22 protein-coding genes are annotated in these 24,644 nt (G+C 72.4%); 11 read left to right on the top strand and 11 right to left on the bottom strand.

Annotated features, from left to right (window positions below):
• The first annotated feature begins 513 nt into the window (after positions 1-513).
• From ACWCQK_RS02850 to ACWCQK_RS02835, 4 genes are all read left to right on the top strand, one after another.
• Positions 514-2,367, top strand: coding sequence for a gamma-glutamyltransferase family protein (locus ACWCQK_RS02850; protein ID WP_451151136.1), 1,854 nt, complete (start codon positions 514-516; stop codon positions 2,365-2,367).
• 107 nt (positions 2,368-2,474) lie between these two features.
• Complete coding sequence (locus ACWCQK_RS02845) at positions 2,475-3,320, top strand: inositol monophosphatase family protein (protein WP_451151134.1); 846 nt, start codon at positions 2,475-2,477, stop codon at positions 3,318-3,320.
• 132 nt (positions 3,321-3,452) lie between these two features.
• Positions 3,453-4,865, top strand: a complete 1,413-nt coding sequence (locus ACWCQK_RS02840) for a phytoene desaturase family protein (protein WP_451151132.1) — start codon at positions 3,453-3,455, stop codon at positions 4,863-4,865.
• A 224-nt stretch (positions 4,866-5,089) separates the two neighbouring features.
• Positions 5,090-5,605: an O-acetyl-ADP-ribose deacetylase gene (locus ACWCQK_RS02835; RefSeq protein WP_451151130.1), complete on the top strand. Its 516-nt coding sequence runs from the start codon at positions 5,090-5,092 to the stop codon at positions 5,603-5,605.
• A gap of 48 nt (positions 5,606-5,653) precedes the next feature.
• Here ACWCQK_RS02835 and ACWCQK_RS02830 read toward each other — a convergent pair whose 3' ends face one another.
• Complete coding sequence (locus ACWCQK_RS02830; protein WP_451151128.1) at positions 5,654-6,241, bottom strand: histidine phosphatase family protein; 588 nt, start codon at positions 6,239-6,241, stop codon at positions 5,654-5,656.
• Between the two features lie 255 nt (positions 6,242-6,496).
• On the opposite strand from ACWCQK_RS02830, the gene lpdA reads away from it, so the two are divergent.
• The 5 genes from lpdA to ACWCQK_RS02805 all read left to right on the top strand — a co-directional run bounded on the left by lpdA (position 6,497) and on the right by ACWCQK_RS02805 (position 12,075).
• Entirely contained in the window at positions 6,497-7,909 is a 1,413-nt protein-coding gene (lpdA, locus tag ACWCQK_RS02825; RefSeq protein WP_451151126.1) for a dihydrolipoyl dehydrogenase, read from the top strand.
• Between the two features lie 124 nt (positions 7,910-8,033).
• A complete protein-coding gene (locus ACWCQK_RS02820) occupies positions 8,034-9,506 on the top strand; it encodes a hypothetical protein (protein ID WP_451151124.1) in 1,473 nt (490 codons plus the stop codon).
• Complete coding sequence (locus ACWCQK_RS02815; RefSeq protein ID WP_451151122.1) at positions 9,503-9,976, top strand: DUF7144 family membrane protein; 474 nt, start codon at positions 9,503-9,505, stop codon at positions 9,974-9,976. Before ACWCQK_RS02820 ends, ACWCQK_RS02815 begins: the two co-directional genes overlap by 4 nt.
• A 117-nt stretch (positions 9,977-10,093) precedes the next feature.
• Positions 10,094-11,563: an AlkA N-terminal domain-containing protein gene (locus ACWCQK_RS02810; RefSeq protein ID WP_451151790.1), complete on the top strand. Its 1,470-nt coding sequence runs from the start codon at positions 10,094-10,096 to the stop codon at positions 11,561-11,563.
• A gap of 11 nt (positions 11,564-11,574) precedes the next feature.
• Positions 11,575-12,075 carry a methylated-DNA--[protein]-cysteine S-methyltransferase gene (locus tag ACWCQK_RS02805; RefSeq protein ID WP_451151120.1) on the top strand — a complete coding sequence of 167 codons (501 nt, stop codon included), beginning with the start codon at positions 11,575-11,577 and terminating at the stop codon, positions 12,073-12,075.
• Here ACWCQK_RS02805 and ACWCQK_RS02800 read toward each other — a convergent pair.
• The 3 genes from ACWCQK_RS02800 to ACWCQK_RS02790 form a co-directional block, all read right to left on the bottom strand.
• Complete coding sequence (locus tag ACWCQK_RS02800; protein WP_451151118.1) at positions 12,072-12,806, bottom strand: SIR2 family NAD-dependent protein deacylase; 735 nt, start codon at positions 12,804-12,806, stop codon at positions 12,072-12,074. The genes ACWCQK_RS02805 and ACWCQK_RS02800 overlap by 4 nt on opposite strands.
• Positions 12,807-12,955: 149 nt before the next feature.
• Positions 12,956-13,447 carry an NUDIX domain-containing protein gene (locus ACWCQK_RS02795; RefSeq protein ID WP_451151116.1) on the bottom strand — a complete coding sequence of 164 codons (492 nt, stop codon included), beginning with the start codon at positions 13,445-13,447 and terminating at the stop codon, positions 12,956-12,958.
• A gap of 39 nt (positions 13,448-13,486) precedes the next feature.
• On the bottom strand, positions 13,487-14,614 hold the full coding sequence (locus ACWCQK_RS02790; RefSeq protein WP_451151114.1) for an ADP-ribosylglycohydrolase family protein: 1,128 nt from the start codon (positions 14,612-14,614) through the stop codon (positions 13,487-13,489).
• Between the two features lie 208 nt (positions 14,615-14,822).
• Between ACWCQK_RS02790 and ACWCQK_RS02785 the strand changes: the two genes are divergently transcribed.
• Positions 14,823-15,941, top strand: a complete 1,119-nt coding sequence (locus tag ACWCQK_RS02785) for a glycerate kinase (RefSeq protein WP_451151788.1) — start codon at positions 14,823-14,825, stop codon at positions 15,939-15,941.
• Positions 15,942-16,178: 237 nt separating this feature from the next.
• On the opposite strand, the gene ACWCQK_RS02780 is transcribed toward ACWCQK_RS02785, so the two are convergent.
• Positions 16,179-17,051: an oxidoreductase gene (locus ACWCQK_RS02780; RefSeq protein ID WP_451151112.1), complete on the bottom strand. Its 873-nt coding sequence runs from the start codon at positions 17,049-17,051 to the stop codon at positions 16,179-16,181.
• Between the two features lie 160 nt (positions 17,052-17,211).
• Here ACWCQK_RS02780 and ACWCQK_RS02775 point away from each other — a divergent pair, with 160 nt between their 5' ends.
• Positions 17,212-18,189 (top strand): helix-turn-helix domain-containing protein, encoded by a 978-nt coding sequence (locus ACWCQK_RS02775; RefSeq protein ID WP_451151110.1) that lies wholly within the window; start codon positions 17,212-17,214, stop codon positions 18,187-18,189.
• Positions 18,190-18,263: 74 nt separating this feature from the next.
• On the opposite strand, the gene pssA is transcribed toward ACWCQK_RS02775, so the two are convergent.
• The 6 genes from pssA to ACWCQK_RS02745 all read right to left on the bottom strand — a co-directional run bounded on the left by pssA (position 18,264) and on the right by ACWCQK_RS02745 (position 24,643).
• Entirely contained in the window at positions 18,264-19,082 is an 819-nt protein-coding gene (pssA, locus tag ACWCQK_RS02770; RefSeq protein WP_451151786.1) for a CDP-diacylglycerol--serine O-phosphatidyltransferase, read from the bottom strand.
• 22 nt (positions 19,083-19,104) lie between these two features.
• Entirely contained in the window at positions 19,105-19,761 is a 657-nt protein-coding gene (locus ACWCQK_RS02765; protein WP_451151108.1) for a phosphatidylserine decarboxylase, read from the bottom strand.
• 170 nt (positions 19,762-19,931) lie between these two features.
• Positions 19,932-21,137 carry an acyl-CoA dehydrogenase family protein gene (locus ACWCQK_RS02760; protein ID WP_451151106.1) on the bottom strand — a complete coding sequence of 402 codons (1,206 nt, stop codon included), beginning with the start codon at positions 21,135-21,137 and terminating at the stop codon, positions 19,932-19,934.
• A 4-nt stretch (positions 21,138-21,141) separates the two neighbouring features.
• On the bottom strand, positions 21,142-21,654 hold the full coding sequence (locus ACWCQK_RS02755; protein ID WP_451151104.1) for a MaoC family dehydratase: 513 nt from the start codon (positions 21,652-21,654) through the stop codon (positions 21,142-21,144).
• A gap of 5 nt (positions 21,655-21,659) precedes the next feature.
• Positions 21,660-22,619, bottom strand: coding sequence for an HpcH/HpaI aldolase/citrate lyase family protein (locus ACWCQK_RS02750; RefSeq protein WP_451151102.1), 960 nt, complete (start codon positions 22,617-22,619; stop codon positions 21,660-21,662).
• Positions 22,616-24,643: a protein meaA gene (locus tag ACWCQK_RS02745; RefSeq protein ID WP_451151100.1), complete on the bottom strand. Its 2,028-nt coding sequence runs from the start codon at positions 24,641-24,643 to the stop codon at positions 22,616-22,618. Before ACWCQK_RS02745 ends, ACWCQK_RS02750 begins: the two co-directional genes overlap by 4 nt.
• Position 24,644: the final 1 nt, after the last annotated feature.

The raw sequence follows: 24,644 nt of genomic DNA, 5'->3' as shown, positions 1-24,644 counted from the left end.
TGTGACCCGATTTGTCGTCCCGTTCGGCGGGTGTTCGCCGTCCCGCGCGCGCACCGGACGTCCGGGCGGCAGCGAGGTTCCCGGCACCGCGCCGATACTCGGGCCGTCGCTACCGCGCTCCGAACGGGCCTACCGGACAAGGCTGTTGCGCGCGAGGGCGGGCGTTCCCGGCGGCGACGGAACCGCCGGGTCGCCGTCGGCCGGGGGCGGTCGGAGGGAGCGGTCGGGGAGGCGGTCGGAGGAAGCGGTCGGGAGGCGGTCAGGGGAGGCGGTCGGGAAGGCGTCCGGGGGACGCCTTCTCCGCGCGTAACCGGGCGGCCCCGTAGCGGAGTTCGGGGGACCGGTACGGCGGCGAGGGCGGGCCGGGCGGACGGCGACCGCCCACTACGCGCGTGGGACGACGACGGCCGCGGTGACCCGTCCGTGCACGACGACGGTCGCGGTCACCCGTCTATGGACGACGGCCGTCGTCGTCCCGCGCGTGCGTACGATCGCGGGACCGGCCGCCGCGCAATGAGGAGTCCGCCCGTGTTCACCACCCGACCCACCCTCCAGGGCACCTTCGGCATGGTGTCGTCCACCCACTGGCTGGCCTCCCAGTCGGCGATGGCCGTCCTGGAGGACGGCGGCAACGCCTATGACGCCGCCGTGGCCGGTGCCTTCGTGCTGCACGTGGTCGAGCCGCACCTCAACGGACCCGCGGGCGAGGTGCCGATCCTGCTCGCCCCGGCGGGCGGTGAGGTACGGGTGCTGTGCGGCCAGGGCGTGGCCCCGGCGGGGGCGACGGTCGCGCACTACCGGGGACTCGGCCTGGAGCTCGTACCGGGTACGGGCCCGCTCGCCGCCGCCGTCCCCGGCGCGTTCGACGCCTGGCTGCTGTTGCTGCGCGACCACGGCACCAAGTCCCTCGCCGACGTCCTCAAGTACGCCATCGGGTACGCCGAACACGGACACGCGCCCGTGGAGAACGTCGGCGCGACCGTCGAGACCGTCCGGGAACTGTTCGAGACGCAGTGGACCTCGTCGGCGGACGTGTACCTGCCGGGCGGGAAGGCGCCCCGGCCGGGCGAGCTGTTCCGCAATCCGGCCCTCGCCGCGACCTGGAAGCGACTGCTGGCCGAGGTCGCCGGAGCGGGCGGCCGGGAGGCCGAGATCGAGTCCGCGCGGGAGGTGTGGCGTACCGGCTTCGTCGGCGAGGCGCTGGTGCGGCAGGCGCGGCGGCCCACCCTGGACACCAGCGGCGAACGTCACACCGGCACGCTCACGGCCGCCGACCTGGCCGCCTGGTCCGCGTCCTACGAGGCGCCGGCGACGTACGACTGGAACGGCTGGACGCTGTGCAAGGCCGGAGCCTGGAGCCAGGGCCCGGCCCTGCTCCAGCAGCTCGCGCTGCTCCCGCCCGAGCTGCCCGGGTACGGGTCAGCGGACTACGTCCACCTGCTGGTCGAGGGCTGCAAGCTCGCCATGGCCGACCGTGAGGCCTGGTACGGGGACGCGGCCGACGTCCCGCTCGACGACCTGCTGTCGGCCGACTACAACGCCCGGCGGCGGGCCCTCGTCGGCGCAGAGGCCTCCCATGAACTGCGCCCCGGCGCCCCGGGGGGCCGCACCCCGCGACTGAGCGCGCACGCCCACGTGGTGGCCGACGACGGCCCCGGCTTCGACCCCCTGGGCGCGGGCGAGCCGACGGTCGCCCGGCACCCGGCGCCGTCCCCCGTGCCGTCCGCGCCGGGCGAGCCGGGGGTGCGCGCCGACGGGGTCACCCGCGGCGACACCTGCCACCTCGACGTCGTCGACCGCTGGGGCAACATGGTCGCCGCCACACCCAGCGGCGGCTGGCTCCAGTCCAACCCCGTCGTCCCCGAACTGGGCTTCCCGCTCGGCACCCGGCTCCAGATGACCTGGCTGGAGGAGGGGCTGCCGAACTCCCTCACCCCGGGCCGCCGGCCCCGCACCACCCTCACCCCCTCGCTCGCGCTGCGCGACGGGGTGCCGGTCATGGCGTTCGGGACGCCCGGCGGGGACCAGCAGGACCAGTGGCAACTGCACTTCTTCCTGGCCGTCGCCCTGCGGGGCCGGGTGCGCGGCGGCCTCGACCTCCAGGGCGCGATCGATGCCCCGAACTGGCACAACGATGGCTTCCCCGGCTCCTTCTACCCGCGCGGCATGCGACCGGGGAGCGTCACCGTGGAGTCCCGCATGCCCGCCGAGGTGGTCGAGGGACTGCGGCGGCGCGGCCATGTCGTGACGGTGGCGGACCCCTGGTCCGAGGGCCGGCTGTGCGCGGTCGCCCGGGACCCGGCGAGCGGGATCCTCTCGGCGGCGGCGAACCCGCGGGGCATGCAGGGGTACGCGGTCGGGCGCTGAGGCACCCCGTCCGCCGCGCGGGCGGCGGAACCGGGTATTCATGGGGATTCCACCCGCTGTGCACCGGACGGGCGGGGATTGTCAGTGACGCGTGGTCTCATGGAGGCATGATCGAAGGACTGGAAACCATCGACGAGTTTCTCGCTCGCCGCTCGACCGACGTACAGGACGCCCTCCGTGAAGCCGCCGCCACCGAGATCATGCCGCGCTTCCGCCGGCTCGCGGCGCACGAGGTCGACCAGAAGAGCGGCCCGCACGACCTGGTCACGGACGCCGACCGCAACGCCGAGCTGTATCTGACGAGGGTGCTCGGGGCCCTGCTGCCCGGGTCCGTCGTCGTCGGCGAGGAGGCGGTGCACGCCGACCCCACGACGTACGAGGCGATACAGGGCGACGCGCCCGTCTGGATCGTCGACCCGGTCGACGGAACCCGCCAGTTCGTCCAGGGCGACGACGGCTTCTGCACGCTGGTCGCGCTCGCCCGGCGCGGTGTGGTGCTCGCCTCGTGGACGTACGCCCCGGCCCGCGACCAACTGGCCACGGCCGTACGGGGTGGTGGCGCCTACCTCGACGGTGAGCGGCTCCTGGCCGGTCCGCCCGCGCCCGGCCGCGACCTGGAAGTCGCCACCTCCCACCCCGACTACACCACCGACGAGCAGAAGCGCGCCCTGCTGGGGCTGTCGGCGGACGGATTCGCGCCGCGCGCCTGCGGTTCGGCGGGCCTGGAGTATCTCGCCGTCGCCCGGGGGGAGTTGGACGCCACCGGATTCTGCTGGGAGGCGGCGTGGGATCACGCGGCGGGCCTGCTGCTGGTCGAGGAGGCCGGCGGCGTCCATCTGACCGCTGCGGGCGAGCCGTTCCGGATCACGGGAGGAAACGTTTTGCCGTTCACGGCGGCGCGCGACGAGGCCACGGCCCGCCGGGTGCTGGCGGCGCTGTCGGCCGGCGCCTGACCGCACTGCCGGCCGGCGCCTGACGGCCCTGTCACCGCGCCGATCCCACCCGCGCCGTGAGGCGTGTCAGTCCCCCGGCATATCCTGACTCCAGTGGCCATCGGCTGACGAAGGAGTCCGAAGGTGCCGTCGATGCTCGATGCGGTCGTGGTGGGTGCGGGGCCGAACGGACTGACGGCTGCCGTGGAGCTGGCCCGCCGGGGCTTCTCCGTGGCCCTCTTCGAGGCACGTGAGACCGTCGGCGGGGGAGCCCGCACCGAGGAACTCACCCTGCCCGGCTTCCGCCACGACCCGTGCTCGGCGGCGCACCCGCTCGGCATCAACTCACCCGCCTTCCGGGCGATGCCGCTCGAACGCTACGGCCTCGAATGGCTGCACGCCGAGCTGCCCATGGCGCACCCCTTCACCGACGGCACCGCCGCGGTCCTGTCCCGGTCGGTCGCCGAGACCGCCGCCTCCTTCGGACCGCGTGACGCGGGGGCGTACCGACGACTGGTCGAGCCGTTCCTGCCCCGATGGGACTCGCTCCTCAAGGACTTCATGTCCCTGCCGCTCACCGCGCTGCCCCGCGACCCGCTCACCCTCGCCCGTTTCGGTCTCGCCGGACTGCCCCCGTCCACCTGGCTGACCCGGCGTTTCGAGGACGAGCGGGCCAAAACCCTGTTCGCGGGCCTCGTGGCGCATGTCATGGCCCCGCTGGGCGGCTTGGCCACGAGCGCCGTCGGCCTGGTCTTCGCCCTCGCCGCCCACGCCCGCGGCTGGCCCGTGGCCCGCGGCGGCTCCCAGGCCGTCTCCGACGCCCTGGCCGCCTACCTCCAGGACCTCGGCGGCGCCATCCACACCGACTACGAGGTCAAGCGCCTCGACGACCTGCCGCCCGCCCGCGCGTACGTCTTCGACACCTCGCCGACCGCGCTGGCCCGTATCGCCGGCTTCGGCCGGTACTACGAGGGCTATCGGTACGGCCCCGGCGTCTTCAAGATCGACTACGCGCTGGACGGTCCCGTCCCCTGGACCGCGAAGGAGGCGCGCGTCGCCGGCACGGTGCAGGTCGGCGCGGACAGCGCGGAGATCGGCGCGGCACTGCGCGCGGTGTCCCGCGAGGACCGCGCGCCGCGCAAGCCGTTCCTGATCACGGTGCAGCCCAGCGTCGTCGACCCCGGCAGAGCCCCGGCGGGCCGCCACGTCTTCTGGGCCTACGGGCACGTCCCCAACGGCTGGACCGGCGACCTCACGGACGCCATAGAGCGCCAACTGGAGCGGTTCGCACCGGGATTCCGGGACCGGGTCCTCGCCCGCGCCACCGCGGGACCACCCGAACTCGCCGTCCGCAACGCCAACTACGTCGGCGGCGACATCGCCACCGGCGCGGCCTCCGGGCTCCAGCTCATGCTGCGCCCGAAGCTGTCCCTGTTCCCCTACAACACCCCGCACCCGGCCGTGTTCATCTGCTCCCAGGCGACCCCGCCGGGCCCCGGCGTCCACGGCATGCCGGGACACAACGCGGCGAAGGCCGTATGGCGCAGGCTGCGGCAACAGCCGTAGGCGGGAGGCGTACGAGGGTCGGGTACGCGGGACGGCGGCGCCCGCCGATATCCGTCCGACCGGCTCACGTCCGACCGGCCCACGTTCGACCGACTCCGACCGGCTCACGTCCGACCGGCCGAGCCCGCCGGCATCTCCCGACGGAACCGGACACCCCGACACCCGCCCCGGCGCAGGCGAAACGCGGGGGCGCCGGAGCGCGGCGGGCTGGTATAGAGGCAGCCATGACCAGCATCCGCCTCGTCCGGGGCGACATCACCCGTCAGTCCGTCGACGCCATCGTCAACGCGGCGAACTCCTCGCTGCTCGGCGGAGGAGGCGTCGACGGCGCGATCCACCGGCGGGGCGGCCCCGCGATCCTGGAGGACTGCCGCAAGCTGCGCGCCTCCCACTACGGCAAGGGGCTGGCCACCGGAGCGGCGGTCGCCACCACCGCCGGCGAGCTGGACGCGCGCTGGGTGATCCACACCGTCGGCCCGGTCTGGTCGGCCGCCGAGGACCGCTCGGAGCTGCTGGTGTCCTGCTACCGGGAGTCACTGCGGGTCGCCGACGACCTGGGGGCCCGTACGGTCGCGTTCCCCGCCGTGTCCACCGGCGTCTACGGCTGGCCGATGGACGACGGCGCCCGGATCGCGGTGGAGACCGTGCGCGCCGCGCGGACCTCGGTCGAGGAGGTCAGGTTCGTCCTCTTCGACGAACCGGCGTACGAGGCGTTCGCGCAGGCCACCGGTCAGGGCTGACCCCGGCCGACCAGGGCACACCGAGGGTGCCGCGCCGCCGTGCGGCCGTCAGCGCGGTTCGTCCGCCGTCCGGCCGAGGGCCCTGCCGAGCCCCAGGTTCCAGCGCCCGGCCCGACCGCTGAACTCGGTCGCGGTCAGCGGTGGCACGTCGATCCGCCAGAACGCCGGCTCCGGCGCCGCCAGCACCCGTACCGTCATGGCCCGTACGATCTCGGGCTCCACGACGGCGACCGTCCGCCCCGAGAGTGCCGCGACCTCGTCCATCCAGTCCGCCACCCGCGCGCACAGCTCGCGCAGCGACTCCCCGCCGTGTGGCGCCGCCGCCGGGTCCGACAGCCAGGCGGCGACACCGTCCGGCTCGTCGGCGCCGACCTCGGCGAGCGTCCGGCCCCGCCATCGACCCACGTCGAACCCGGCGGGCCCGGCCGCGACCACGCCGTCGAGGCCCAGCTCCGACGCCGTCTGCCGGCACCGCACGGTGGGGGAGGCGAACGTCCGCTCGGCCGCGGGCAGCGCGTCCGCGGCCGCCCGCGCACGCGCCGCCCCGGCCGCGTCCAGCGGGCACCCGTCGTCGAAACGGGCCTCCCGCAGCGCCGCGCTGATCGCGGGTGAGATCAACATCACTCGACTGGTCACTCGCCCACTCTCCCGGTCGACGTCCGCGCCCCCGGCCCGGTGATCCGGCCCGGCCGCGCCACTGTATGCCCGACGGAGCCGCCGCCCCGCCGCGGCCGTCCGGGCCGGGCGGCCCGCCCCGCCCGCACCCGCCCGCTCGCCACGCCGCCGAACCGTGTGGCGGGAAGGAGACCGGGACGAAACAATCCGGGAGGCACCGGGGACATCGATCGGCGCCCCCGGTGGACGCCTCATCTCACCGAAAAGGAAGTCCTCATGGTCGAGCAGGACGAGCGCTTCGACGTCGTGGTTCTCGGCGCGGGCCCCGGCGGTTACGTGGCCGCCGTACGGGCCGCCCAGTTGGGCAAGCGCGTCGCCGTCGTCGAGGAGAAGTACTGGGGCGGTGTCTGCCTCAACGTGGGCTGCATCCCCACCAAGGCCCTCCTGCGCAACGCCGAACTCGCCCACATCGTCACCCGCGAGGCCAAGACCTTCGGCATCAAGGTCGACGGGGAGGTCTCCTTCGACTACGGCGAGGCGTACCGGCGCAGCCGCCGGGTCGCGGACGGCCGGGTCAAGGGGGTGCACTACCTGATGAAGAAGAACAAGATCACCGAGTTCGACGGCCGCGGCACCTTCCTCGACCCGCACACCCTCCAGGTCGCCGGCTACGACGGCGAGACCCGCACCATCGGCTTCGACCACTGCGTCATCGCCACCGGCGCCACCCCCAAGCTGCTGCCCGGCACCCGGCGTACGTCCCGCGTCGTCACGTACGAGGAGCAGATCCTCGCCGAGGACCTGCCGCGGTCGATCATCATCGCGGGTGCCGGCGCCATCGGCGTCGAGTTCGCCTATGTCCTGCACAACTACGGCGTGAAGGTCACGATCGTCGAGTTCCTGGACCGCATCGCGCCGCTGGAGGACGTCGAGGTCTCCGCCGAACTCGCCAAGCAGTACCGCAGGCTGGGCATCGACGTGCTCACCTCGACCCGCGTCGACACGATCGACGAGTCGGGCCCGCAGGTCCGCGTCACGGTCACCGCCAAGGACGGCTCCCAGCAGGTGCTGGAGGCCGACAAGGTGCTCCAGGCGATCGGTTTCGCGCCGAACGTCACCGGCTTCGGCCTGGAGAACACCGGGGTGACCGTCACCGAACGCGGCGCGATCGACGTCGACGGCCACTGCCGCACCTCGGTGCCGCACCTGTACGCCATCGGCGACGTCACCGCCAAGCTCATGCTCGCGCACAACGCCGAGGCGATGGGCGTGATCGCCGCCGAGACCCTCGCGGACGCGGAGACCATGGAGCTGGACTACGTGATGATCCCCCGGGCCACGTACTGCCAGCCGCAGGTCGCCAGCTTCGGCTACACCGAGGCCCAGGCCCGCGAGCTGGGCTACGACGTGAAGGTGGCGAAGTTCCCCTTCACCGCGAACGGCAAGGCGCACGGCCTCGGCGACAGCACCGGCTTCGTGAAGCTGATCAGCGACGCGAAGTACGGCGAGCTGATCGGCGGTCACCTCATCGGCCCCGACGTCACCGAACTCCTTCCCGAGCTCACCCTCGCCCAGCAGTGGGACCTCACCGTCCACGAGGTGGCCCGCAACGTCCACGCCCACCCCACCCTGGGCGAGGCGGTGAAGGAGGCCGTGCACGGCCTCGCCGGACACATGATCAACATGTGAGGACGCCTCCCCGGGCCCGTGGGGCCGTTCACCCGGACGGCCCCGCAGCGCTCGCCGTCGCCGTACGCGCGCGATCTCCTGGCATCCACCGGACTCGCAGTGCCGACGGATGAGGGAGACCGCCATGCCGGACCGCCCCGCCCCCGGCGCCGACGCGTCCGGCCCGGGCGGGCCCGGCCGGAGCGGGTCCGCCGCCGCGCCGGGCGACCTCGAGCAAGCGCCGGGCGACCTGGAGCAGTTGCGCGCGCGGATCGCGGCGCTGGAGGCGGGGCGAGCCGCCCCGCGCCGGCGGCGCCACCCGGTGCGGTCGCTGGTCGCCACCGTCCTCGTCGTCCTCGGCTGTCTGCTCGCCCCCCTGGGCGTGGTCGCCGCCTGGGCCGACGCCATCGTCGGCGACACGGACCGCTACGTCGAGACCGTCGCGCCCCTCGCCTCCGACCCCGACATCCAGAACGCGGTGGCCGACCGCGTCACCGCTGTGGTGACGCGACACCTCGACCTGCCCAAGCTGCTGGAGGGGGTGGCGCCTGAGCAACGGCCCCTGCTGGAGAAGGCCCTGGGCGCCCTCGGCGGCTCCCTCGAAGGGGCGGTCGGCAGCTTCGTGCACGACAAGGCCCGCGAGGTCGTGGCCTCCGCCGCCTTCGACCGGATCTGGACCGACGCCAACCGCAGGATCCACAGCAGCCTGGACAAGGCGCTGACGGGCAGGGGCGGCGGCGCGGTAGAGCTGACGGACGACGCGGTGACCGTGGACCTCGCCCCGGTCGTCGACCAGGTCAAACAGCGCCTCGTCGACTCGGGCATGACGGTCGCGGGGAAGATCCCGCAGGTCCACACCGACATCACCGTCGTCCGGTCCGACGAGATCGGCAAGGTCAAGACCTATGTCCGGCTCCTCCAGATCGCCGGCCTGTGGCTGCCCGTGATCGCGGTCCTGCTGGTCGTGGCGGGCATCCTGCTCTCGGCCCACCGGCGCAGAACCCTGATCGTCGCGGCGCTCTGCTTCGCCTTCGCCACCCTCCTGCTCGGCGTCGCGCTGACCGTCTTCCGGGTCGTGTACCTGGACGCCCTCCCGCGCGACGTCTCGCAGCCCGCCGCGGCCACCGTGTACGACGCGCTGACCCGCTTCCTGCGCACCTCGGTACGGACGGTGGTCGCCCTCGGCGTGGTGGTCGCCGTCGCGGCCTGGCTGACCGGACCGGGGCGTCACGCCCGTCTCGTCCGGCAGCTGTGGCACGACGGCGTCGGCGCGGTCCGCGCCACCGCCGACCGCGCGGGGATGCGCACGGGGCCGGCCGGGCCGTTCGCGCACCGCTTCCGGGCCTGGATCAGCTGGATCCTGGTCGCCGGGGCGGTCCTGGCGTACGTCCTGTGGCCGTTCCCGACCGGCTGGGTCGTCATCGGCTTGGCGCTCGCCCTGCTCTTCGCGCTGTGCGTCGTCGACTTCGTGGCGGAGGACGGCCCGCGCGGCGAGGACGCCCCACGCGGCGAGGACGGCCCGCGTGGCACACCGGCCGAGGGGGGACCGCCGCATCCGGGGGACAGACCGACCGACGGGGGACCGCACCCGGGGGACAGAGAGAGGACGACCCTATGAGCCAGAGCGCGGCGCGACCGGCCGGCGACCCGCAGGGCGAGGCCGGCACCTCGTGGAACAGGCAGCCGGGCGGCACCGACCCGTCGTACCGGCACGACAGCTGGGTCAGCGGCGGCATCGCGTTCGCCGGTGTGCTGATGCTGTGCAGCGGTGTGCTGTCCATCCTCCAGGGCATCTCGGCGATCGCCCGGGACGACGTCTACGCCCGCGTCGGCCTCTACGTCTACGAGTTCAGCCTCACCAGCTGGGGCTGGATCCACCTGGTCATCGGCGTCCTGGTGGCCGTCACCGGCCTGGGCCTGCTCAAGGGGATGGCCTGGGCCAGGTTCGCGGGCCTGTTCCTCGTGTCGCTCAGCCTGATCGCCCAGTTCCTGTTCCTGCCGTACGCGTTCTTCTGGCCGATCACCATGATCGCGATCGACCTGTTCGTGATCTGGGCGCTGGCCTCCCGGCAGGAGGGCACGGGCTGATCCCCGGCGGCGACCTGGAGTGATCCGTGGACGCCCTGGACAGCCGAGGCTGATGTCGGATTCCCGCCAGCCTCGGCCCGTCCGGTGGACGATGCTGGACGCATGCAGAACAACGGGATGCACGCCGACCGAGCGCGCTGCGTACGCGCCGTCCAGTCCAAGGACGCGCGCTTCGACGGCTGGTTCTTCACGGCCGTCCTGACCACCCGCATCTACTGCCGGCCCAGCTGCCCGGTCGTGCCGCCCAAGCCGGAGAACATGACGTTCCACCCGAGCGCGGCAGCCTGCCAGCAGGCCGGTTTCCGGGCGTGCAAACGCTGCCGCCCCGACACCAGCCCCGGTTCCCCGGAGTGGAACCAGCGTGCCGACCTGGTCGCCCGCGCGATGCGGCTGATCGCCGACGGTGTCGTGGACCGCGACGGCGTGCCCGGCCTCGCCGTCCGCCTCGGCTACAGCACCCGCCAGGTCGAACGCCAGCTGCTCGCCGAACTCGGCGCCGGCCCGCTCGCCCTCGCCCGCGCCCAGCGCGCCCAGACGGCACGCCTGCTCATCGAGACCACCGCGCTGCCCATGGCCGACATCGCCTTCGCGGCCGGCTTCTCCTCCGTCCGCGCCTTCAACGACACCGTCCGCGAGGTCTTCGCGCTCGCCCCGACCGAGCTGCGCGCCCGCCGCCCGAAGGCGATGAACGCCCTCACCCCCGGCGTGCTCACCCTCCGCCTCCCGTTCCGCGCCCCGCTCAACCCCGACAACCTCTTCGGCCACCTCGCGGCGACCGCCGTACCGGGCGTGGAGGAGTGGCGGGACGGCGCCTACCGGCGCACGCTCCGGCTGCCGTACGGGCACGGCATCGTGGCGCTGAGCCCGCGGCCCGACCACATCGCCTGCCGCCTCACCCTCAGCGACCTGCGCGACCTGCCCGTCGCGATCAGCCGCTGCCGCCGCCTGCTCGACCTGGACGCCGACCCCGTCGCGGTCGACGACCAGCTGCGCGCGGACCCGTTCCTCGCGCCGCTGGTCGACAAGGCCCCCGGCCGCCGCGTCCCGCGCACCGTCGACGAGGCGGAGTTCGCCGTACGGGCGGTGCTCGGCCAGCAGGTCTCCACCGCCGCCGCCCGCACCCACGCGGCCCGCCTGGTCACCGCGCACGGCGAACCGGTCGACGACCCCGAAGGGGCTCTCACCCACCTCTTCCCGGCACCGGAGGCACTCGCGGCCCTCGACCCCGAGACGCTGGCGATGCCCCGCACCCGCCGGGCGACCTTCACCACCCTCGTCACCCAGCTCGCCGACGGCTCGCTCCACCTGGGTGTGGAGAGCGACTGGCAGGAAGCCCGCGCCCGCCTGCTCGCCCTGCCCGGCTTCGGCCCCTGGACGGTCGACGTCATCGCCATGCGCGCCCTGGGCGACCCCGACGCCTTCCTCCCCACCGACCTCGGTATCCGCCGCGCCGCACAGGAGCTGGGCCTGCCCTCGACCCCGGCGGCCCTCACCGCCCGCGCGGCGGCCTGGCGACCCTGGCGGGCCTACGCGGTCCAGTACCTCTGGGCGACGGACAGCCACCCGATCAATTTCCTCCCGGTATAAGGACTTTCACCATGAGCACCACGATCCGCGGCCGGCGGCACACCGTCGTCGACAGCCCGTACGGCCCCCTCACCCTCGTCGCCGACGACGGCGTCCTGAGCGGCCTCTACATGACCGACCAGCGTCACCGCCCACCGCAGGAGACCTTCGGCCCGCCCGCCGCCGCGCCCTTCGACGCGGTCGAGGAACAGCTGGAGGCCTACTTCGCGGGCGAGTTGCAGGAGTTCACCCTCGAACTGCGCCTGGCCGGGACGCCGTTCCAGCGGACCGTGTGGGAACAGCTGTGCAGGATCCCGTACGGCGAGACCCGCTCCTACGGCGAACTGGCCGACGCCCTCGGCAACCCCAAGGCCTCCCGCGCCGTGGGCCTCGCCAACGGCAAGAACCCCATCGGCATCATCGTGCCCTGTCACCGCGTCATCGGCGCCGGTGGCGGCCTCACCGGCTACGGCGGCGGCCTGGACCGCAAGCAGCGACTGCTGCACTTCGAACGGGGGTCGGCGCTGTTCTAGCCGACCCCACCGGCGAGTTCGCGCAGCAGCGCGGGAAGGGCGGTGCCGATGGGGTCGCGGACGACCTCGTCGGCCCGCTCGTCGTAGGGGGTCGGTTCGGCGTTGACGACGATCAGGCGGGCGCCGTGGTCGGCGGCCACGTCGGCGAGTCCGGCGGCGGGATGCACCTGGAGGCTGGTGCCGACGGCGATGAACACCTGGCAGGCCTTGGTGATGGCGAGGGCCTCACCGAGCACCACCGGGTCGAGCCGCTCGCCGAACATGACGGTCGCCGACTTGAGGATGCCACCGCACCCCAGACACGGCGGGTCGTCCTCGCCGGCTTCGACACGCGCGAGGGCGTCCTCCATGGCTCCGCGTGCGTGGCACTTGGTGCACACGAACTTCCGCTCGGTGCCGTGCAGTTCGAGCACCTTGCGGGCGGGCAGCCCGGCGAGCTGGTGCAGCCCGTCCACGTTCTGTGTGATCACCCGCACCGGCACCCCGGCCCGCTCCAGCTCGACCACCGCCAGGTGTGCCGCGTTCGGCTCGGCCATGAGGGCGCGGTTCCCGCGCCGCATCTGCCACGACCGGCGCCGGATCTCAGGGTCGCCCATGTAGTACTCGTACGTCACGAGCTTCTCCGCCTCGGGATCCCGCCGCCACAGCCCGTTCGGACCGCGGTAGTCGGGGATCCCGGAGTCGGTGGAGACGCCTGCGCCGCTGAGAATGGCTACGAGGGGCTTGGTCATGGCCCGAGGGTAGGCCGCCCGGCTGCGCGGGTCGAACGGATATCCGGCGCCGGATACGGACCCGCGCATGCCGGATACGGACCCGCGCATGCCGGATACGGACCCGCGCGTGCCGGACGCGGACCCGCGCACGCCTGGCCGGCGCTCCGTCAGGCGACCCGGTGGCCGTTCTCGAGTTCGGCCGTGCCCGAGCCGTCCGCGAGGACGTCGAGCGCGGCCAGCACGCGGCGGCCCAGGGAGCCGGAGAGATGGCCGGCGAGGTCCTCGCGGGCGACCAGGCGCCAGGACAGCAACTCCTCCTCCTGGAGGCGGATCGCGCCGAGTTCCTCCTCGCCCAGGGTGCCGCCGTCGTACAGGTACGCCACCAGCGGCGGACGGCCGGTCCCGTGCACCCAGTCCACCGCGAGGAGCCGGCCGAGCTCACGGTCGAGACCGATCTCCTCGGCCGTCTCCCGGCGCGCGCCCTGGCGCGGGGTCTCGCCGTCGTCCGACTCGATGGTGCCGCCCGGAAGCGCCCAGCCGTCCCGGTAGTTGGGCTCGACCAGCAGTACCCGGCCCGCGGCGTCGCGGAATAGGGCGGCGGCGCCGGCGAGAACGCGGGGGAGGCCCGCGATGTACGTGGCGAAGTCAGGAGTGGTCACCCGGGAAGGGTATCCAGCCGACGGCACCGCCCCGGCGGTTCACCCCTCGGAGCGCGGCGGGCCCGGCCCGGTCGACCGGGCGGCGGCCGGGGCCGCGCCCGCCCTGCCGGCCAGCCGCACCGTCCGCCGCGCCAGTTCGCTGATCCTGACCCCGTCGAAGCCGAACACCGCGCTGCGGACCGTGTCCTCCAAGGGGTCCTTCCACTGGGCCGGGATGGCGTCCGCGCCGGTCAGCACACCGGCCACCGAACCGGCCGTGGCGCCGTTGGAGTCGGTGTCCAGGCCGCCGCGCACGGTCAGCGCGATGGTGCGGGTGAAGTCGCCGTCGCCGTAAAGGAGTCCGGCGGTCAGGACGGCCGCGTTCGGGACGGTGTGGATCCAGCCCAGCCCCGCCGTCTCCTCGGACACCGTGGTGAGGGTGTCCTCCCAGCTCAGCCGGGTCTCGTGGAGCGAGGCCACCCGTCGCACGGTGCGCGCCAGCCGGCTGCTCGCCGGGATCACGGTCAGCGCGGTGTCCACGGCGTGCCGCACGGTGGGCGCCGTGAAGGCCGCCGAGATCAGGGCCGCCGCCCACATCGCCCCGTACACGCCGTTGCCGGTGTGGGACAGCACCGCGTCCCTGCGCGCCAGCGCCGCGGCGCGGCGCGGGTCGTCCGGACACGTCCAGCCGTAGATGTCGGCGCGGATGAGCGCGCCGATCCACTCCTGGTACGGATTCTCGTACGTCGCCGTCAGCGGCGGTTTGATGCCGGCCGCGAGGTTGCGGTACGCGGCCCGCTCGGCGGTGAACGTCTGGAGGTACGGCAGCCGCAGCAGCCACAGGTCGCCGACCTGTTCGGTGCTGAAGCCGAAGCCGTGGGTCTCCAGCAGGTCCAGGCCGAGGATCGCGTAGTCGACGTCGTCGTCACGGCAGCTGCCGTGGATGCGGCCACGGACACAGCTGCGCCACTCGGGCCGCAGTGCCGGTCCGTCGCTGTCGCTCGGGGGCTCGGGCAGGTAGTCCGTGAGGGGCAGGGCGGCGGCCTGCCGCAGGTAGCGGTCGATACGGTCCCGCGTCCACAGGTCGCCCTGCTCGACCGGTTTGCCGAGCATGTTGCCCGCGATCCGGCCCAGCCAGCCCCCGAGGACGCGGTCGGCGAACTCTGGCTCGGTGCCGACAGGGGTCATGGCTCCGGTCTACCCGATTACGCGTACGGCCGCGCGGGGTTCGCCGCACCGGGCGATGCCGGGAGGTTCCCGGCGTTCGGCCGGAATATGACGGCGGGGCCGTCCTGCGGTTAAGGTCGCAGCGGCGCGACTGGCCCTGACGTGCGACGGGCCCGGAGAGCAAGGGGAATACGACGTGGCGGACGCTGTAGTGGACGACTCCCGGCGGGTGCTCGTCGCCGCGGACAAGTTCAAGGGGTCGCTGACGGCCGTGGAGGTCGCCGAGCGGGTGACGGCCGGGCTGCGCCGGGTCGTACCGGACCTTCGGGTCGAGGCGCTGCCCGTGGCCGACGGCGGCGACGGGACCGTGGCCGCGGCGGTCGCCGCCGGGTTCGAACGGCGGGAGATCCGGGTCGCGGGCCCCCTCGGGCCGGAGGTGACGGCCGCGTTCGCGCTGCGCGACGGCACCGCGGTCGTGGAGATGGCCGAGGCGAGCGGGCTCCAGCGGCTGCCGGCGGGGGTCTTCGCACCGCTCACGGCATCGACGTACGGCTCCGGGGAACTGCTGCGGGGCGCGCTCGACGCCGGGGCCCGGACGATCGTGTTCGGGGTCGGCGGGAGCGCGACCACCGACGGCGGCGCCGGGATGCTGTCCGCGCTCGGCGCGCGCTTCCTGGACGAGGAGGGCGAGCCGGTGCCGCCGGGCGGCGGCGGGCTGGCCGCTCTGGCCCGCGCGGACCTGTCGGGACTGGATCCGCGGCTGGCCTCGGTGGAGCTGGTGCTCGCCAGCGACGTCGACAACCCGCTGACCGGCCCGAAGGGCGCGTCCGCGGTCTACGGGCCGCAGAAGGGTGCCTCGCCGGACGACGTGTCGACGCTGGACGCGGCGCTGGCGCACTACGCGAAGGTGCTTCAGGACGCGGTCGGCGCGCGGGCCGCGGAGTACGCCGTGGCGCCGGGGGCCGGCGCGGCGGGCGGTATCGGTTACGGCGCGCTGCTCCTCGGGGCGCGCTTCCGGCCCGGCATCGAGGTGATGCTCGACGTCCTCGGCTTCGCGCCCGCGCTGGAACGGGCCTCGCTGGTGATCACCGGCGAGGGCTCGCTGGACGAACAGACCCTGCACGGCAAGGCCCCGGCGGGTGTCGCGGCGGCCGCCCGCGCGGCGGGCAAGGAGGTCGTCGCCGTGTGCGGCCGGCTCGCGCTGCCGCCCGAGGCGCTCGGCCGGGCCGGGATCCTGCGGGCCTACCCGCTCACGGACGTGGAGCCGGACGTGGCGACGTGCATCGCGCAGGCGGGGCCGATCCTGGAGCGGGTCGCGGCGGACATCGCGCGGGACTTCCTGGTCTGAGGCGGGTACGGCGGGCGGTGCGCGGGTCGGCGGTTCGACGCCCCGCGTTCCCGCCCCGGCAGCACCTCCCGCGACACCGGGGGGAGGCACAGCCGCTCGGCGCCACCCGCGTTCGCCACCGCACTCTGCCGCGTGCCGCCGGTGCGTCCGTCCGGCACCCCCGCGTGCCACTGGCGCGTCCGTCCGGCACCCCCGCGTGCCACTGGCGCGTCCGTCCGGCACCCCCGCGTGCCGCCCTCACCCCCCGATCGCGTCCAGCTCCGTCAGCGCGTCGGGCGGCAGGAGCAGGTCGGCGGCCGCGATGTTCTCCCGGAGGTGGGACACGGACGAGGTGCCCGGGATCAGGACGATCGTGGGGGAGCGGTGCAGGAGCCACGCCAGCGCCACCTGCTGGGGGGAGGCCTCCAGCCGGGCGGCGACCCTCGTCAGCGTCCGCGACTGGATCGGGGTGAAGCCGCCGAGCGGGAAGAACGGCGCGAAGGCGATGTTCTCCGCCGCGCAGCGGTCCACCAGCGCGTCGTCGTCACGGTGGGCCAGGTTGTAGAGGTTCTGGACGCTGACCACGGGCGCGATCGCCTGTGCTTCGGTGAGCTGCTTCGCCGAGGCGCCGCTGAGGCCCAGGTGGCGGATCAGCCCCGCGTCGCGCAGTTCGGCCAGCGCGCCGAACTCCTCGGAGATCGGTTCCTCGTCCGGTGTGTCGTGGGAGCCGACGCGCAGGTTGACCACGTCCAGGGTGTCGACGCCCAGGTGCGCGAGGTTCTCGTGGACCTGCTTCACCAGGTCCGCCGGGTCCCGGGACAGGATCCAGCCGCCGTCCGTCCCGCGCCGAGCGCCGACCTTCGTGACGATGCGCAGGTCCGCCGGGTACGGGTGCAGGGCCTCCCTGATCAGCTCGTTGACGACCGTCGGGCCGTAGAAGTCGGCCGTGTCGATGTGCGTGATGCCGGCCTCGGCCACCGCCCGCAGCACCGCCAGGGCCTGGCCGCGGTCCTTCGGCGGGCCGAAGACGCCGGGTCCGGCCAGTTGCATGGCGCCGTAGCCCATGCGGGTGAGTGTCAGGCCCTCGGTGGGGGTGACGGTTCGCGGCGCGCCGCCGGTGTTCGCGGTCATGTCGTCCTGCCTTTCGGGCTTCTGCGGTCGTTCGAGCCGTTCGGGCTCTCGTCGGACAGGTGCCAGCTTGCTGCGGCGCGACTCCCCGCGGCAGTGCCCCGCCGATCCTGGGAGTGACAGGGCCAGGCACCCGGGTGAGGCTCCGCCGTACGGTGGGGACATGGACGGGACGAACGCGCTCGGCGAGTTCCTGCGGGCCCGCCGGGCCTTGGTCCGGCCCGAGGACGTGGGGCTGCGCAGCAGCGGTCTGCGAAGGGTGCCTGGACTGCGCCGCGAGGAGGTCGCCCTGCTCGCCGGTATCAGCTCGGACTACTACCTCCGCCTGGAGCAGGGCCGCGACCGCAATCCGTCGGTGCAGGTCCTGGAGTCCGTGGCCCGGGTCCTGCTGCTGGACACCGACGCCACCACGCATCTGCTCGGGCTGGCGCGGGACCGGCCCTCCGAGCCGCGCCGCCGGGCCGCCGAGGGGGTTCGGGGCGGCTCCGCGCGGCAGCGGGAGCGGGCGCCGGCCAGTCTTCGCCAGCTGATCGACGGCTGGACCCACAACCCCGCCTACGTCCAGAACAAGTTCACCGACGTCCTCGCGGTGAACGCCCTGGCCACCGCGCTGTCACCGAACTACGCCCTCGGCGTCAACCTGCTGCGGGCCGTCTTCCTCGACCCGGCCGAACGGGAGCTGCGGCGGGACTGGGAGGAGCTCACGGAGGAGGGTGTGGCGTCGCTGCGGGCCCAGGTCGGGCCCGACGTCGACGATCCCCGGCTGCGGGAACTCGTCGGGGAGCTGTCCGTGCGCAGTGAGCGCTTCCGGCACGTGTGGGGCCGTCACGACGTGCATCCCCGGCGGGGGAGGGTGAGCCGGATGACGCATCCGCTGGTCGGCGAGATCGAGCTGCACTCGAACAAGATGTCGATCGATGGCGCCGACGGTCTGACGCTCGTCGTCTTCCACGCGGAACCCGGCAGCCGCGGCGCCGAACTGCTGACCATCCTCGGCAGCCTCGCGGCACCCGCACCCGCACCCGCACCCGCACCCGCGCCCCCGGCTGCACCTGCACCCACACCCCCGCCCGCCTCGACGCCCGAGCCCCGCGACCGTGGCCACGACCCCGGCCAGGAGCGGTGGAGAACGGAAGAGTAGGGAGAACAGCGGAAGGGCTCCGGACCGATCGGTCCGGAGCCCTTCCCTGTCGTACGTCGTAGCGCGTACCGCCGCTACGGCAGCTGTGCCGCCCGCGCCTCGCGCCGGTTGTCGCGGAAGTTGTTCACCCGGCGAGCCGTGGCGAACAGCGGGATCACCGCGCCCATGACCAGCTGGAGCGCGCAGCCGGTCTGCATGAGCAGCTGACCGCTGGGGGCGTCGAACGCCCACGCGGCCAGCAGTCCCATGCTCAGCACGATCCAGGTGAGCACCGCCCCGGCGAGCCGGCCCCGGGGCTTGGGGTACTCGACGCGGCTGACCATCAGCCACGCGGTGCCCAGGATCGCCAGCAGGGTCGCCACGAACGGCAGCTCCAGCAGCACGATCGAGACCACCGTCAGCGCGCCGAACGGGCTCGGCATGCCCTGGAACATGCCGTTGCGCGGAGTCACGCAGGAGAAGCGGGCGAGACGCAGGACGACCGCCAGCAGCACCACGATCGCGCCGAGCGCCGCCATTCTCTGGTGGGCGTCGTCGGCGACCATGCCGTAGACGAGCACGAAGTAGGCCGGCGCCAGGCCGAAGCTGATCAGGTCGGAGAGGTTGTCCAGCTCGGCGCCCATCGGGGAGGAGCGGAGCTTCCGCGCCACCAGGCCGTCGAAGAGGTCGAACACCGCCGCGCACAGCATCAGGATGACCGCCGTGGCCGCGCTGTGGCGGCCCATGCCGGACTCCTGGCTGCCGGTGAGGTGCGGGATCAGGATGCCCGTGGTGGTGAAGTACACCGCCATGAAGCCGCACGTGGCATTGCCGAGGGTGAGGGTGTCCGCTATCGACAGGCGCAGAGAAAGAGGCATCTCCTCCTCGTCGTCGGCCTCGTCGGCCTCCGGCACCCAGCCCGCCTGTGTCTCCGGATCAATCACGGTCAATGCGAGTCACCCCAGCCACGGTCTTCTGACCGACCTCGACCGCGACCTCCACGCCCTCGGGCAGGTAGATGTCGACGCGCGAGCCGAAGCGGATCAGACCGATCCGGTCACCCTGCTCGACCTTCGTGCCCTGGGGCACGTACGGGACGATGCGGCGGGCGACCGCACCGGCGATCTGAATCATCTCGATGTCGCCGAGTTCGGTGTCGAAATGCCAGACTACGCGCTCGTTGTTCTCGCTCTCCTTGTTGAACGCCGGGACGAACCCGCCGGGGATGTGCTCGACCGAGGTCACCGTGCCGGCGAGCGGGGCGCGGTTGACGTGGACGTTGAGCGGGCTCATGAAGATCGCGACGCGGGTCCGTCCGTCCTTCCACGGCATGATGCTCTGCACCACACCGTCGGCGGGCGAGATGACCCGGCCCCGGGCGATCTCGCGCTCGGGGTCGCGGAAGAACCACAGCATGCCCGCCGCGAGCGCGGTGGCGGGCACGGCGACGGCCTTGGCGGCACCCGAGCGGCGGGCGCGGACCAGGCTGAGGGCTGCGGTGGCGACGGTCGGGAGGAGCCACGGCGATGCTCCGCGCGCGAGGCGTACGCCGACCAGGCTGTCGCGAGGTGCAGAGGATTGGCTGTGGGGCATGGATGACCTTCGTAGCGGATGATGCCGCGCTATATCAGGGGACGGCGGCTTTCCGGCGATCGTAGCGGCTAAGAGCCACAACTGGGTAAGTCAGGAAGCGGAGTCGGTGGGCGGGCACCGTTGACGGGGTGTGATCTTCTTCTCGAAGAAAACACCCCGTACCCGGACAATCAGCCCTGGAATCGATACTCTTCGAGCAGCCTGCGCCCGATGATCATCTTCTGGATCTCGGCGGTGCCTTCACCGATCAGCAGCATCGGTGCCTCCCGGTAGAGGCGCTCGATCTCGTACTCCTTGGAGAAGCCGTAGCCGCCGTGGATCCGGAAGGCATCCTCCACGACCTCCTTGCAGTACTCGGAGGCGAGGTACTTCGCCATCCCTGCCTCGAGGTCGTTTCGTTCCCCGGAGTCCTTTTTGCGGGCCGCGTTCACCATCATGGCATGGGCGGCCTCGACCTTGGTGGCCATCTCGGCCAGCTTGAACTGGATCGCCTGGTGCTGAGCGATCGGCTTGCCGAAAGTGTGACGCTGTTGGGCGTACTGGACACCCAGTTCGAAGGCACGCTGTGCGACGCCGCAGCCACGGGCCGCCACGTTGACCCGGCCCACCTCGACGCCGTCCATCATTTGGTAAAAACCTCGGCCGGTGGCTCCGCCGAGCACGCGATCGGCCGGAAGGCGGAGGCCGTCCATGATCATCTCGGTGGTGTCGACACCCTTGTAACCCATCTTCTCGATCTTGCCCGGGATGGTGAGGCCGGGGCGGACCTCACCGAAGCCGGGCTCCTTCTCGATCAGGAAGGTCGTCATCGACTTGTGGGGCGCGGTGCCCTCCGGGTGTCCTTCGTCACTTCGCACGAGAACGGCCACGAGCGAGGACGTGCCGCCGTTCGTCAGCCACATCTTCTGGCCGTTGAGGACGTACTCGTCGCCGTCGCGGACCGCCTTCGACGTGATCGCCGAGACGTCGGAGCCCAGGGCCGGCTCCGACATCGAGAAGGCGCCGCGGACGTCGCCGGCCGCCATCCTCGGCAGGAAGTGGTCCTTCTGCTCCTGCGTGCCGTGCTGCTTGAGCATGTACGCCACGATGAAGTGCGTGTTGATGATGCCGGACACCGACATCCAGCCACGGGCGATCTCCTCGACGCACAGCGCGTACGTCAGGAGCGACTCGCCCAGACCCCCGTACTCCTCGGGAATCATCAGCCCGAAGAGGCCCAACTCCTTCAGGCCGTCGACGATCTGCTGCGGGTACTCGTCGCGGTGCTCCAGCTCGGTCGCGACCGGGATGATCTCCTTGTCCACGAAGTCGCGGACGGTGGAGAGGATCTCCTGCTGGATGTCGGTCAGACCGGCGGTCTGGGCGAGTCGGCTCATGGCTCTACTTCTCCTGCTCCTCGAGCTCCGGGCGCCCGGGCTGCTCGCCGCCGCGCTCCTTGATGTACGTCTCGGTGGGGACCATCACCTTGCGCCGGAACACGCACACGAGCGTGCCGTCCTGCTTGTAGCCCTTGGTCTCGACGTGGACGATGCCCCGGTCGTTCTTCGACTTCGAGGGCCACTTGTCGAGCACCGTCGTCTGGCCGTAGATCGTGTCGCCGTGGAAGGTCGGCGCCACGTGCTTGAGCGACTCGATCTCCAGGTTGGCGATCGCCTTGCCGGAGACGTCCGGGACCGACATGCCGAGCAGGAGCGAGTAGATGTAGTTCCCCACCACCACGTTCTTGCCGAAGTCCGTCGTCTTCTCGGCGTAGTTGGTGTCCATGTGGAGCGGGTGGTGGTTCATCGTGAGGAGACAGAACAGGTGGTCGTCGTACTCCGTGACCGTCTTTCCCGGCCAGTGCTTGTACGTCGCCCCGACCTCGAACTCCTCGTAGGTGCGTCCGAACTGCATCGCGCTCAGGCCTCCGGGATCTCGAACGTGCTGGTGCGCCGCATGCCGGCGGCCCGGCCCTTGCCGGAGACGACCAGGGCCATCTTGCGGCTCGCCTCGTCGATCATCTCGTCGCCGAGCATCGCCGAGCCCTTCTTGCCGCCCGCCTCGGACGTGTAGTAGTCGTACGCGTCCAGGATCAGCTCGGCGTGGTCGTAGTCCTCCTGGGAGGGCGAGAAGATCTCGTTCGACGCCTCGACCTGGCCCGGGTGCAGTACCCACTTGCCGTCGAAACCGAGGGCCGCGGCGCGGCCGGCGACCTCGCGGTAGCCCTCGACGTTGCGGATCTGGAGGTAGGGGCCGTCGATCGCCTGAAGGTTGTTGGCGCGGGCGGCCATCAGGATCTTCATCAGGATGTAGTGGTAGGCGTCGGCCGGGTAGCCGGGCGGCTGCTCGCCCACGACCAGCGACTTCATGTTGATCGACGCCATGAAGTCGGCCGGGCCGAAGATGATCGTCTCCACCCGCGGGGACGCCGTCGCGATCTCGTTGACGTTGTTCAGTCCCTGGGCGTTCTCGATCTGCGCCTCGATGCCGATCCGGCCCACCTCGAAGCCCATCGTCTTCTCGATCTGCGTCAGCAGCAGGTCGAGCGCCACGATCTGCCGGGCGTCCTGCACCTTCGGCAGCATGATGCAGTCGAGGTTCGGGCCCGCGCCCTCGACGACCGTCACGACGTCCCGGTACGTCCATTCGGTGGTCCAGTCGTTGACACGCACGACGCGTGTCTTGCCGGTCCAGTCGCCCTCGTTGAGGAACTTGACGATGGTGTGGCGCGCCTCCGGCTTGGCGAGCGGCGCGCACGCGTCCTCCAGGTCGAGGAAGACCTGGTCCGCCGGCAGGCCCTGGGCCTTCTCCAGGAAGCGCGGGTTGCTTCCCGGCACCGCGAGACACGAGCGGCGGGGGCGCAGACGGTTGACGGTCATGCGGGGACCTCCAGGGGGTCGAGCTTGTTCGCTTTGCGGATCTCGTCGACGATACGGCCGATGATCCCGGTGATGTCGAAGTCCTTCGGGGTGAAGACCGCGGCCACTCCGGCGGCCCTGAGCAGCTCGGCGTCGGCGCTCGGGATGATGCCGCCCGCGATCACCGGGATGTCGGCCGCGCCGGCCTCGCGCAGCCGTTCCAGCACGTCCGGCACGAGCTGGGCGTGCGAGCCGGAGAGGATGGAGAGGCCGACCGCGTGCACGTCCTCGGCGAGGGCCGCGTCCACGATCTGCTCAGGGGTCAGCCGGATGCCCTGGTAGACCACCTCGAACCCGGCGTCGCGGGCCCGCACGGCGATCTGCTCGGCACCGTTGGAGTGCCCGTCCAGGCCCGGCTTGCCCACCAGGAAGCGGAGCTTGCCTGAGCCGAGTTCGCGGGCGGTGGCGTCCACCTTGCGGCGTACCTCGGCCATCGCCGAGCCCGCCTCGGCGGGGACGGCCACCGGCGCCGACGACACACCGGTCGGGGCACGGAACTCCCCGAACACCTCCCGCAAAGCCCCCGCCCACTCGCCGGTCGTGACGCCGGCGCGGGCGCACTCCAGGGTGGCCTCCATGAGGTTGCCGGTGCCCTTGGCGGCCTCCTTCAGACGCTCCAGCGACTTGCAGGGCCGGGGGTGGTTGAACGGCGGCTGGTAACGCGTGTCCCGCCAGTTCCGGAGCGAGTCGACGACCCGGGCCTCGACCGCCGGGTCGACCGTCTGGATCGCCGTGTCGAGGTCCGAGGTCAACGGGTTCGGCTCGGTCGTCTCGAAGACGTTGACGCCGACGATCTTCTCCTGGCCGGACTCGATACGGGCCCGGCGCTCGGCGTGCGAGGAGACCAGCTGCGACTTGAGGTAGCCGGACTCGACGGCGGCCATCGCGCCGCCCATCTCCTCGATCCGGTCGATCTCCGCGAGGGAGTCCTCGACGAGCTGCGCCACCTTCGCCTCGATGACGTGCGAGCCCTCGAAGATGTCCTCGTACTCCAGCAGGTCGCTCTCGTGCGCCAGGACCTGCTGGATGCGCAGCGACCACTGCTGGTCCCAGGGACGGGGCAGACCCAGCGCCTCGTTCCAGGCGGGCAGCTGCACGGCACGCGCGCGTGCGTCCTTCGACAGCGTCACGGCGAGCATCTCCAGCACGATCCGCTGGACGTTGTTCTCCGGCTGCGCCTCGGTCAGGCCCAGGGAGTTGACCTGGACGCCGTAGCGGAAGCGCCGCTGCTTGGGGTCCTGGATGCCGTAGCGCTCGCGGGTGATCTCGTCCCAGATCCGGCCGAACGCGCGCATCTTGCACATCTCCTCGACGAAGCGGACGCCCGCGTTCACGAAGAAGGAGATACGGGCGACGACGTCACCCTTGCGGTCCTCGGGGATCTGCCCGGACGCGAACACCGCGTCCAGCACGGCGACCGCGGTGGACATCGCGTACGCGATCTCCTGGACCGGTGTGGCCCCCGCCTCCTGCAGGTGGTAGCTGCAGATGTTGATGGGGTTCCACTTGGGGATGTTGTTGACGGTGTAGCAGATCATGTCCGTCGTCAGCCGCAGCGACGGCACCGGCGGGAACACGTGCGTGCCCCGCGACAGGTACTCCTTGACGATGTCGTTCTGGGTCGTCCCCTGGAGCAGGGTGACATCCGCGCCCTGCTCCTCCGCGACGACCTGGTAGAGCGCCAGCAGCCACATGGCGGTGGCGTTGATCGTCATCGAGGTGTTCATCTGCTCCAGGGGGATGTCCTGGAACAGCCGCCGCATGTCACCGAGGTGCGCGATCGGCACACCGACCCGGCCGACCTCGCCGCGGGCGAGGATGTGGTCGGAGTCGTAGCCGGTCTGGGTCGGCAGGTCGAACGCGACCGACAGACCCGTCTGCCCCTTGGCGAGGTTGCGCCGGTACAGCTCGTTGGACGCCTCGGCCGTGGAGTGACCGGCGTAGGTGCGCATCAGCCACGGCCGGTCCTTCTGACGCTCGCTCATG

Source organism: Streptomyces sp. NPDC002306, assembly GCF_053593435.1.
This window is presented reverse-complemented; position numbering and strand designations above follow the sequence as displayed.